The organism is Lentzea albidocapillata subsp. violacea, assembly GCF_900100275.1.
GTDB classification, from domain to species: Bacteria; Actinomycetota; Actinomycetes; order Mycobacteriales; family Pseudonocardiaceae; genus Lentzea; species Lentzea violacea.
In genome coordinates this window covers 220,906-232,412 of sequence record NZ_FNET01000013.1, presented here as the reverse complement: position 1 = coordinate 232,412, position 11,507 = coordinate 220,906, and the positions used below count along the sequence as shown (strand labels likewise).

At 68.2% G+C, this 11,507-nt stretch carries 9 protein-coding genes; 2 read left to right on the top strand and 7 right to left on the bottom strand.

The features are described from left to right. The coding region (locus BLR21_RS27435; protein WP_143027888.1) for a transposase at positions 1–316 on the top strand (316 nt) is incomplete at its 5' end. A 242-nt stretch (positions 317–558) separates the two neighbouring features. Here BLR21_RS27435 and BLR21_RS27430 read toward each other — a convergent pair. After that, the gene (locus BLR21_RS27430) at positions 559–1,587 is read right to left on the bottom strand and encodes a LacI family DNA-binding transcriptional regulator (RefSeq protein ID WP_420843914.1); all 1,029 of its coding nucleotides are present in this window, start codon (positions 1,585–1,587) and stop codon (positions 559–561) included. Positions 1,588–1,662: 75 nt separating this feature from the next. After that, positions 1,663–2,685 carry a GNAT family N-acetyltransferase gene (locus BLR21_RS27425; protein WP_090009944.1) on the bottom strand — a complete coding sequence of 341 codons (1,023 nt, stop codon included), beginning with the start codon at positions 2,683–2,685 and terminating at the stop codon, positions 1,663–1,665. A gap of 72 nt (positions 2,686–2,757) precedes the next feature. Between BLR21_RS27425 and BLR21_RS27420 the strand changes: the two genes are divergently transcribed. Then, entirely contained in the window at positions 2,758–3,957 is a 1,200-nt protein-coding gene (locus BLR21_RS27420; RefSeq protein WP_090009942.1) for an esterase-like activity of phytase family protein, read from the top strand. A 77-nt stretch (positions 3,958–4,034) separates the two neighbouring features. On the opposite strand, the gene BLR21_RS27415 is transcribed toward BLR21_RS27420, so the two are convergent. The 5 genes from BLR21_RS27415 to BLR21_RS27395 all read right to left on the bottom strand — a co-directional run bounded on the left by BLR21_RS27415 (position 4,035) and on the right by BLR21_RS27395 (position 11,505). Continuing rightward, positions 4,035–5,441, bottom strand: coding sequence for a GH1 family beta-glucosidase (locus BLR21_RS27415; RefSeq protein ID WP_090009940.1), 1,407 nt, complete (start codon positions 5,439–5,441; stop codon positions 4,035–4,037). Between the two features lie 36 nt (positions 5,442–5,477). Beyond that, a complete protein-coding gene (locus BLR21_RS27410) occupies positions 5,478–6,302 on the bottom strand; it encodes a carbohydrate ABC transporter permease (RefSeq protein WP_030476982.1) in 825 nt (274 codons plus the stop codon). A gap of 4 nt (positions 6,303–6,306) precedes the next feature. Next, complete coding sequence (locus tag BLR21_RS27405; protein ID WP_256334969.1) at positions 6,307–7,206, bottom strand: carbohydrate ABC transporter permease; 900 nt, start codon at positions 7,204–7,206, stop codon at positions 6,307–6,309. 74 nt (positions 7,207–7,280) lie between these two features. After that, the gene (locus tag BLR21_RS27400; RefSeq protein ID WP_090009938.1) at positions 7,281–8,543 is read right to left on the bottom strand and encodes an ABC transporter substrate-binding protein; all 1,263 of its coding nucleotides are present in this window, start codon (positions 8,541–8,543) and stop codon (positions 7,281–7,283) included. A gap of 442 nt (positions 8,544–8,985) precedes the next feature. Then, positions 8,986–11,505: an ABC transporter permease gene (locus BLR21_RS27395; RefSeq protein WP_090009936.1), complete on the bottom strand. Its 2,520-nt coding sequence runs from the start codon at positions 11,503–11,505 to the stop codon at positions 8,986–8,988. Positions 11,506–11,507: the final 2 nt, after the last annotated feature.

Here is an 11,507-nt window from a genome sequence, read left to right as displayed (position 1 = left end):
CGTCACCGCCGGCGACAACCCCGAACGCCTGCACAGCGAAGCCTCCTTCGCCAAACTCTGCGGCGTCGCCCCACTACCCGCCTCATCCGGACGAACCGACCGCCACCGCCTCAACAAAGGCGGCGAACGCCAAGCCAACCGCGTCCTGCACATCGTCGCCGTCGTCCGCCTGCGCTACTGCCCACGCACCCAGGCCTACCTGCAACGACGCACCGAACAAGGCCTCACCAAACGCGACATCATCCGCTGCCTCAAGCGCTATATCCTCCGCGAAGCCCACACAGCGATCATGAAAGACCTCGCACTCACTGCTTGACATCTATAGGAGCGTCAGGCAGCCGCCCACAGCAACAGGCGTGCCATCTATCTGCGCGTGGCGTGGACCCCCTGATCAGATTGCCGGGGTCTGGGGCAGAGCCCCAGGGGAAGCACGCAACCGCAAGCTCGCCGCCCGCAAGGCGACCACCCACCCGGTCGCGGCACGCCCGGTCGCGGCACGCAAAGGCGACCACCCACAAGAGTCGCGGCACCCAAAGCGCACCCCACGAAACCCGCGCGTCAGGCAGACTCGCGCCGCACCAACACAGTAGGCAACATCTGCTGCTTCCTCTTCACAGTCTCATCCCGAAGCAGCTTCACCAGGTGCTCGACCATCACCTTGACCTGCTCATCGGAATCCTGCCGAACCGAGGTCAACGGCGGCGAAGTGTGCTCCGCAATAGCGACATGATCGTCAAACCCGACCACGGCCACATCCTCAGGAACCCGCCGCCCAGCCTCGTGCAACGTCTCCAAAGCACCAGCAGCCATCAGGTCGGAAGCCACAAAAACAGCATCAAGCGCAGGCACCCGCGCCAGCAACGAGGACATGGCCTTGCGCCCACCCTCCCGGGTGAACCCACCGTCCTCGGTGAGGCGAGCCGCTCCCTTGTCGTCCAACGACATGGCGGACTTGAACCCGTTCAACCGGTCTATGGCGGACAGTTCGTCCAGAGGCCCGGAAACATGGACGATCTTCCGACGTCCAAGAGACTTCAGGTGCTCGGTGGCGAGTACGGCGCCGCCCTCGTTGTCGTTGTCCACGAGGTGCATGCCCCGCAACGAACCCCACGGCTTGCCGGCGTACACCACGGGCAGCGGCAGCTTCTTCACGATCGAGACCAGCTCGTCGTTGCGGTGCGGTGCGAACACCAGGGCACCGTCGACGTGACCGCCGGCCAGGAACCGGTGCGCTCGGGTCTGGTCGTCCAGCGAGTGGACGAGCATGAGCACCATCTGCACGTCGACGTCGGCCAGTGCCCGTGCCCCCGCACGGATCAGGCGCGCGAAGTGCGGGTCATCGAAGATCTTGGGTTCCGGCTCGGAGAACAGCACGGCCACTGCGCCGGTGCGGCGGGTGACCAACGCGCGCGCGGCTCGGTTGGGCTGGTAGCCCAGCGCCGTTACCGCGGCGTTGACCGCTTCCAGTGCCTCCGGGCTGACGCGCGGTGACGCGTTCAGCACTCGTGACGCTGTCGCGCGGGAAACCCCTGCCCTCGCGGCAACGTCTTCCAACGTCGGACGCGCGTGGTTGGACACGAGCACCACCACTCCTCGATGAAAACCTTTGATCCGCTAAGCAGCTTAGCCCCAAAGGATCTCCAAGGAGGGTTTCCGCGCTGTTCATCGTGTTTTTTCGGCGACCTCGGTGGCTTCTGGCGCCTTCCGGGCACGCGCGCGAGGCGTGATCGACACTCGGAGCAGGCCGTCTTCACGGCGTGTCGTGGTGGGGAGGCCGGCGCGTGCGGCCGTGCGAACCAGGGCGGTCTCCGAGGGCAGGCACCACGCGACGAGCTCCGTGAACCCGGCGGCGCGGGCGTCCGACGCCAGGGCACCGAGCAGGGCCGCGCCCACGCCTCGGCGTTGCCAGGAGTCCTCGACCAACAACGAGACCTCGGCGCAGTCCGGTGTGCCGGTGTGGATGAGTTGTCCCATGGCCACGACCTGGTCGCCGCACTGCGCGAGGACCGTGGTGCCGCGCGGCGGGCTGAGCAGGCGGTGCAGCCAGCGGCGGGGCACGGTGCGCATGCCCGAGTGGTAGCGGTTGAACATCGTCCTCATGGAACAGCGGGAGTGCAGGGCGGCGACGGCGTCCTCGTCCGTGTCGGACCCCGGACGCAGGACCAGTGCCGCGCCGTCGTCGCTGAGCACCGCGCGCATCGAAGGTGCCGGGGCGTCCACGAGGTCGAGCAACGCCTGCGCGCGCGTGAGTTCGACCTGGGTGAAGGGAGCCCAGCCTCGCCGGGCCACCCACTCTCCCAGCTGGACCTGGCCGTCGGCGGCCTCGCCGACCGTCACGGAGTCGGCGGCCAGCACCTGGCGGAGGGCGTCGCCGGTCTGTTCCGGATCGGTGAGCGCCATTCGCGCGGCACGCAGCACGGCGGTCGGTTCGTCGACGAGGTCGCGCAGGTCGGCTCGGGTGATGCCGACGCGTTTGCCTCCCTCGCTGCGCACCGCCTCGACGAGGTCCGCGGGGAGCACACCGGCAGCCGCCCGCACGACGATCTCGTCCAGTACTCCGCCGGGTACGGGGATCACGTGCAGCGCGAGGACGTTGCAGTCGGCGGCGGCCAGCCGGACGGTGACGCGCGCGAGCGCGCCGGGGCTGTCGCTGAGTTCGAAGCGCAGGCGCCAGGTCGTCGTCATGACGTCAAGAGTTCATGGAACTTGTTGCCGCGAGGCGAACCACGGGTAAAACGCTCGTCATAGGGTCGCCGCATGAGGAGAACACTGGCCGTAGGCCTCACTTTGCTGACCGTCACGGCACTGGCCACGCCCACCACCGCCGCTCCCGGTACGGCCGGCCAGAAGCCTCCCCGGCAGGCCACGCTGACGAACTTCGCCTTCCTCCCGGCGGAGACCTACGTGCCCGGCAGCGAACCGAGCGGCGCGGCGCTGGGGACGGCCCCGATCAACGGGGTCACGCCGCCGTTCGCGGACCAGCCGATCCAGGGCTTCAGCGGTCTCGTCCGCAACAGCGACGGAACGTTCGACGCCATCTCGGACAACGGCTACGGCACCAAGGCCAACAGCGCGGACTTCCTGCTGCGCATCCACCGCATCGCGCCCGACTTCGCGAAGAACACCGTCGACGTGCTCGGCGGCATCACGCTGACCGACCCGAACGGCCACATCCCGTTCCCGCTGACCAGGCAGGACCGGGTGATCACCGGCGCCGACATCGACATCGAGTCGGTCACCCGCGGCGCCGACGGCACGTACTGGATGGGTGACGAGTTCGGCCCGTACCTGCTGCACTTCGACCGAGCCGGTCGCCTGCTCGCACCTCCGGCTCCACTACCGGGCGTGCGTGCTCCGGAGAACCCCGCCGGCAACCCGAACCTGGGCGGCAGCAAGGGCTTCGAGGGCATCACGCTCTCACCGGACGGCAAGACGATCAACGCGCTGCTGGAGGGCACCGTCGCCGGTGACACGCCGGGCACGCTGCGCCTCAACGAGTTCGACATCGCGCGCAACAGCTTCACCGGCAGGACCTGGCGCTACCAGCTGGAGGACCCGAACTTCGCCATCGGCGACGCCATCGCGGTCGACGCCAACCGGCTGCTGATCATCGAGCGGGACAGCGCCCAGGGTGCCGACGCGATCGTGAAGCGCGTCTACCTGGCCGACAAGCGGGACCGGAACGACGACGGCAAGCTCGACAAGACGCTGGTCGCCGACCTGCTGAACCTCGCCAACCCGAAGCACGTCGGCGGGCAGGCGGACCCGTTCAGGTTCCCGTTCGTCACGATCGAGGACGTCACGATCCTCGACGACCGCACGATCGCGGTGCTCAACGACAACAACTTCCCGTCGTCGTCGGGCCGCACGCCGGGCAAGCCCGACAACAACGAGTTCATCACCATCAGGCTCGGGCAGAACCTGCACGCCGACCCGAGGGTCCTGCGCAGGCGCTGAACGAGAGAGCGCTCTCACCTGCAGGCACAAGTATCCGCAGGTGAGAGCGCTGAGGCCCCCTCGGCCCGTCCTATCGGCTAAACGGTGTAACCGTGCGCGGGAAGCCCGTTCTGCCCGATGATCCGGGACAACGTGGCCGCGCTCTCCTTGACCGTGCGCTGCTGCGTCTCGAAGTCGACGTGCACGATCCCGAACCGCTGCGAGTACCCGGCCGCCCACTCGAAGTTGTCGAGCAGCGACCACGCCAGGTAACCGCGGATGTCGGCGCCCTCGGAGATCGCCCTGTGCACCGCGCGCACGTGGTCCACCAGGTACTTCGTCCGCTGGACGTCGTACACGCGACCCGCGGGGTCGACGACGTCCGGGAACGCGGACCCGTTCTCGGTGACGACCAGCGGCACCCCTGCCGTGTCCCGGGACAGGCGCACCAGCAGTTCGGTGAACGCGTCGGCGTTCTGCTCCCACCCGAACCCGGTGAGCTCGCCCTGCGGAGGCTGGATGGACACACCGCGCAGGCCCGCGTGCGGACCGGCCGGCACGAAGTCCGGGTCGGCGGGTGCGACGCGGGTCGGGTTGTAGTAGTTCACGCCGATCCAGTCGATCGGGGTCGCGATGGTCTCCATGTCCCCGTCGCGCACGACGTTCGTCCAGTCGCCCAGCCACGTCGTGTCCTGCAGGACGTCGAGCGGGTAGCCGCGGCCGAGGACCGGGTCGAGCAGGATGCGGTTCTGCAGACCGTCGACCTTGCGGACGGCTTCCGCGTCGTCGCCCCAGATCGTGCTGAAGTTGAGCACGATCGACAGCCGGTGCGACTCCGGTGCCTGCGCGCGCAACGCCTGCGTGGCGAGCCCGTGGGCCAGCAGCAGGTGGTGCGCCGCCTCCAGGGACGCCACCGCGTCGGTGACGCCCGGCGCGTGGATTCCGTTGCCGTAGCCCAGGAACGCCGAGACCCACGGCTCGTTCAGCGTGGTCCAGGCCTGCACCCGGTCGCCGAGCCGTTCGTGCACGATGGCCGCGTACTCGGCGAAGCGGTAGGCGGTGTCGCGGTTGCGCCAGCCGCCGAAGTCCTCCAGGACCTGCGGCAGGTCCCAGTGGTACAGCGTGGCGAGCGGCTGGATGTCCTTCTCCAGCAACGAGTCCACCAGCCGGTCGTAGAACGCGAGCCCGCGCTCCTCGACCTGGCCGCTGCCGCTGGGCTGGATCCGGGGCCACGCGATGGAGAACCGGTACGAGGCCAGCCCGAGGGACTCCATCAGGTCCACATCGGACTGATATCGGTGGTAGTGATCACAGGCGGGGTCCCCCGTGTCACCGGCCAGCACCTTGCCGGGCGTCGCGGCGAACGTGTCCCAGATCGACGCGCCACGACCGTCCACCGTGGTCGCGCCTTCGATCTGGAACGCCGCGGTCGCCGCTCCCCAGAGGAAGTCCGGCGGGAAGGTCAGCACGTCCCGCCCGACCTCGACGTCCGAGTCGGTCGTCATACATTCACATCCTTGTGGCTTGAGCCCTGCTGAGTGTCATCCCTTTAGGGCGCCCTGCATGAGGCCGCCCACGATCTGACGCGACAGCAGGACGAAGATCGCGATCACCGGCAGCACCGCGATGGAGGCGCCGGCGAGCATCAGCGAGTAGTCGGTGTAGTACCCGCTGGCCAGCGTCGACAGGGCCACCTGGACCGTCGGGCTGTCGTTGGGGTCGAGCACGATCAACGGCCAGAAGAAGTCGTTCCAGGCCGTCATGAACGTGAACATGCCCAGCACGGCGGCCTGGGGCCGCACCGCGGGGAACCCTACGTGCCAGAACGTCCGCAGCACCGAGCAGCCGTCCATGCGCGCGGCCTCGATCAGCTCGTACGGCACTGTCTCCTCGCACGCCTGGCGCATCCAGAACACCGCGAACGAGCCGATCAGCACCGGCACGATGACCGCCTGCAGGGTGCCGTACCAGTCGAGGTCGGACATCAGCATGTACAGCGGGATCACGCCGAGCTGCGTCGGCACCATCGCGGTGCCGAGCACGACGAGGAACAGCGAGTCGCGGCCCCGGAACCGCAGCCGCGAGAACGCGAACCCGGCCAGCGTGCCCAGCACGACGTTCGAGATCGCCACGCTCGACGCCACGATGAACGAGTTCTGCATGGCGAGCCAGAAGTCGACGGTGTCGAAGACGCGGGTGATGTTCTCGACCAGGTTGCCGCCGGGGATCAGCGGCGGGACCTTCTCGCCGAGGACCGAGTTGTCCTTCGACGCGACGATGAACGAGTAGTACAGCGGGAAGATCGACGCGGCGAGCACGGCGACCAGGAACCCGTAGAGCAGCGGGCCCGCCTTGGCGTTCTTCATGCGATCACCCCTTGCCCGCGATGCGCCGGGTCAGCGTGAAGTTGACCACCGCGACCACCAGGACGACCACGAACAACATCCACGCGACGGTGGCCGCGTAGCCGGCGTCGAACAACCGGAAGCCCTTCTCGTACATGTAGAGCACCAGCGTCTGGAACTGCCGGTCGGAGCCGCCGGTGGAGTTGTTGGCGGCGAACCCGGGGTCGAACAGCGCCGGTTCCGCGAACAGCTGCAGACCGCCGATCGTCGAGGTGACGACGGTGAACAGGATCGTGGGACGGATCGACGGCACGGTGATCGACCAGAACATGCGCCAGCGACCGGCACCGTCCAGCGTGGCCGACTCGTACATGTCCTTGGGCACGGACTGCATCGCCGCCAGGTACAGCAGCGCGTTGTAGCCGGTCCAGCGCCACATGACCATGGTGGACACCGCGAGGTGCGAGGCCCACGTCTCGGCGCGCCAGTCGATCGGGTCGATGCCGACGAAGCCGAGCAGGAAGTTGACGATGCCGAAGTCACGTCCGAAGAACTGCGCGAACACCAGCGCCACCGCGGCGACCGAGATGACGTTGGGCAGCAGCACACCGGCCCGCCAGAACGCGCTCCCGCGCAGACCCCGGTCCAGCAGCGCGGCGAGGCCCAGCGCGGCCAGCAGCTGCGGCACCGTCGAGAGCACGAACAGGCTCAGCGTGTTGAACAGCGCGTTCCAGAACTTGCTGTCGCCGAAGAGCTCGACGTAGTTGGCGAGACCGACGAATCCCTGGTTGCCGTCGATCAGCTGCCAGTCGTGCAGCGACACCCATGCCGTGTACACCAGCGGGTACAGCCCGAAGATCCCGAACACCAGGAAGAACGGCGCGATGATCAGGTACGGCGTGTACCTGGCGTCCCAGCTGCTCAGCCGGAAGCGCTTCGGCTCCTTGGAAGGCGAAACCGAGACGGCCGGGGCCGCCTCGGTCTCCTGACGCGTCACCGTCACTTGGCGGCGTCCGTCGCTTCCTTCAGGGCCTGCGTCCACGCCTCAGCCGCGGACTGCTTGCCCTGCTCCACGCGGGTCAGCGCGGTGCCGAACACCGGGCCGACCTTCGAGTCCTTCGTGCCGCGGTAGGTCGGCTTCAGCGACTCCGCGGAGGACGCGAAGATCTGACCCACCGGAGCGGAGTTGAAGTACTCGTTGACGGTCGCGAGCACCTCGGCGTCCTGGTAGACCTTCGGCTGGCTCGGCAGGTTGCCGGTCTCCTTGAAGATCCGCTTCTGCTGCTCGGGGGCCGTGAGCCACTTGGCCAGCTCGTAGGCCTCCTTGGGGTGCTTGCCCTGCTTCGGGATGGCGAGGAACGAGCCACCCCAGTTGCCGCCTTCGCCGGGCGCCTTCGTCACGTCCCACTTCCCGGCGGCCGCGTCACCGGCACCCGCCTTGATCAGCGCGAGCGACCAGGCCGGGCACGTGGTGGTGGCGAACGAACCCTGCTTCAGCGCGACGTTCCAGTCCTGGCTGAACGGCTCCAGGGCACCGGTCTGCTGCTTGGTGCCGAGCGCCGCCGCCGTGTCGAACGCGGCCTTGACCTTGTCGTTGGACTCCGCGATGTACGAGTCGTCCTTCGCGAAGTAGCCCTCCTCGGTCTGGTCGAGGATCGCCTTGTAGACGTTGCGGCCGGTGTCGACGAACTTCACGTTCGGCGTCTTGGCCGTGAACTGGTCGGCGACCTTCACGTAGTCGGCCCAGGTCGGCCACAGCTTGGCGACCTCGGTCCGGTCGGTGGGCAGGCCCGCCGCCGCGAACAGGTCCGCGCGGTAGCAGAGCCCGAGGCTGCCCATGTCCGTGCCCAGCCCCAGCACGAACTCACCGCCGTCGGTGGTGCCCTGGTTCCACTTCCACCCGGCCCACTGATCCTTGAGGTCCTTGGCCCCGTACTCCGCCAGGTTCACGAACTTGTCCTTGGAGGCGCGGAACTGCGAGACCACGCCCTCCTCGAGGGCAACGATGTCCGCGGCACCACGGCCACCGGCGAGCTGCGTCGCGAGCTGCGTGTTGTGCTGCTCCATCTTGACCTTGCGCTGCTCGATCTTGATGTTCGGGTGCGAGGCCATGTACTCCTCGATGAGCTTGTCGTAACCGAAGTCGGAGAACAGACCCAGCGACAGCTCGATCTTGCCGTCGGCCCCGGAACTCCCGCCGCATCCAGCGACCAGAACCATCGCGAGGGTCGCAGCCACGCTGCCGACCAGTCTTGTGCTCATCCGTCCTCCTCGACGACGCCGTGAGCGGCGCTTAACTGTGATGAGAGCGCTCTCACACTCAACCGGAGACGCGCGGGTGTCAAGCGGTCGACATCGTTCCGTAACTTTGTGGAGGCAGGCAACAAAAACCTGGACCGAAACGCCGAACGTCCCGGATGAGGCGACCAGAGGCCCTCGGAACGACGAAGAGGGACGACCGGGCCCTCGCTCCGGTCGTCCCTCACCCCAGGTAGAGGGGCTTGCGGGCCAAAAGTGACGCGCGCTCCCGAAGATTTTTTCCGGAGCTGCCGGTTCGGCAGGTGCCGAACCTCCGAACGCGGCGGAGGCCCGGTGCCCCGACAGCACCGGACCTCCACCGATCCCCCGGTCGTGCGGCCCCTGTTTCCGCACTCCCGAACCCGCCCGGCCGCGGCCCCCGACAGCCAGGGCCAGGCGGGGTGTCCTACCCCTCCGCCATGCCCGCGACCACGGAGTTCCTGGCCGCGCGGCGAGCGGGCAGGGCGGCGGCGATGACCGCCGCGATCACGGCCAGGGCGAGCATGATGCCGATCTGACCGAACGGGATGGAGAAGCTGATCCGGAACTCCGAGTTCGAGATCGCCTCGACCAGCAGCCACCCGAACCCGGCGCCGAGCAGCACACCCACGACCGCGCCGATCAGCGCCATCAGGATCGACTCGACCACCAGCATCTGCCGCAGCTGACCCCTGGTCAGGCCGAGCGCCCGGAGCAGGGCGGACTCGCGGGTCCGTTCCAGCACCGAGAGCGTCAGCGTGTTCGCGATGCCGAACAGGGCGATGATCAGCGCCAGGCCGACGAGGGCCCAGATGAACATCAGGATCTGGTCGATCTGCCCGTTCAGCTCCGCCTTGGTCTCGGCCGCGGAGTCGAGCACCGCCACCGGGGAGGTCGCGATGAACCGCTCCAGATCGGCGCGGGCTTGCGTGATGTCCGTGCCCGGCAGGAGCTTGACCAGCACGTTCTGGTAGCCCTTCGCGGGCTCCCTGAGCAGGGACTCGGCGGACTTGAGCGTCATGATGCCGGTGCCGTAGCTGTTGTCCTTGATCAGGGCGACGATCTTGAAGTCCTTGCCGCTGATCGGGACGGTGGAGCCGACGGTGAGGCCCGCCTCCTTGGCCTCCTTCTCCCGCATGGCGAGCTCGCCGTCCTTGAGCCCGGCCAGCGTGCCCGCGGCGACGTCCGGGCGCACGAGGGAACCGATCGCGTCGGCCGGGTAGCCGGTGACGTCGGCGTACTCGAGCTTGGGCGACTCGCCGTAGGCCCTGAGCTCAGGCGCGACCTGCGCGACGTTGCGCACCTTCGCGAGGTCGTCGGTGAACTTCTGCGTGAGCGGCTGGCTGTAGACGTTCGACTTGACCGCGTAGTCGGCCGGGAACCGCTTGTCGACCTGCTCGTTCATGGTCGCGCGGCCACTGCCGGCCACGACCGTCACCATGGCGACGATGGTCACGCCGATCATCAGCGCGGCCGTGGTCGCGGCCGTGCGCTTGGGGTTGCGGCCCGCGTTGGCCGAGGCCAGCTTCGCCGGGACACCGCGCAGCGCCTTGCCGAACAGGCGGTTCACCAGCGGCAGGTACAGCGGGCCGAGCAGCAGCACCGCGAGCAACAGGACCATCGTGGCGCCACCGGTGATGAACATCGCCGGCTCTTCCTTCTCCTGCTGCAGTCCGAAGTAGACGGCGACGCCACCGACCAGCGCGATCAGCGTCGCGACGACGATCCGGACCTTGCCGGTGCGGGCGACGTCGTCGGAGCTGTCCGGCTGCGAACGCAGGGCGGCCACCGGGGCGACCTTCGTGGCGCGGCGGGCCGGCAGCACGGCCGACAGCACGGTCACGACCACGCCGACACCGAAACCGGCGGCGATGGTCACCCACGAGATCGGCAGGCGGATCGGGGCGTCCTCGCCACCGCTGGGTCCGCCCACGGTGCTGATGAACGCCTGCAGGCCCGCAGAGACGCCGAGTCCGCCGAGGAGGCCGAGCACGGACGCCGTGAGACCCATGAAGAGCGCTTCGGCGAGCACGCTGCGGAACACCTGCGAGCGGTTCGCTCCGACGCAGCGCAGCAGCGCGAGCTCCTTCGTGCGCTGGGCGACGAGGATCGTGAAGGTGTTGTAGATGACCATGCCCGCGACGATGAGCGAGATCGCGGCGAACGCGAGCAGAAACGTCTTGATCTCGCTCGCGGCGTCACCGACCTGCGCCAGCGTGGCCTGGGTCAGCTGCTCACCGGTCTGCACGTCGTAACCGGGGCCGATGGCCTTGGTGATGTCGGCGACCAGTTGTTGCTGCGAGACACCGGACTTGGCGACCGCGACGATCTCGTAGATCCGCTGCTCCGGGATCACCGTGCGCAGGCCCTCCGGCGAGACCAGGACGTGGTCGCTGCCGGACATCGAGATGCTGCTGGCGCCCTGCTGGTAGGTGCCGACGATGGTGAACGTGTGCTCGGCGTTCTCCTCGTCGAGCAGCTTGAGCTTGTCGCCGACCTTGAGCTTCGCGACCTGCGCGGTCTTGGTGTCGATCGCGGCCTCGTCGGCCTTGACCGGGAACTTGCCGTCCTTGAGGTTGAAGTCGCGCAGCTTCTCCGTCGTGGGCAGCGGCTGCACCAGCGCGCTGCGGGCCTTGCCTTCCCCGCTGAGCAACGCGGCGCTGCCGAACTCACGCGAGTCCGCGCCCTCGACACCGGGCGTGCTGCGGATCTTCTGCAGGAAGTCGGCCGGGATGCCCTTCTCCCGGTCGGCGCTGTTCTCCGCCATGTGCACGGCCGCGTCGACGTTGCGGGCGCTGCGGGCGAAGTTGTCCCTCGTCTGTTCCCCGACCGCGTCGCCGAGCACGAGCGTGCCCGTCACGAACGCGACGCCGAGCGCGATGGCGATGCTGGACAGCACCAGCCTCGCCGTGCGGGCTCGAAGGCCCGCAAGGATGGTCTTCAGCATCT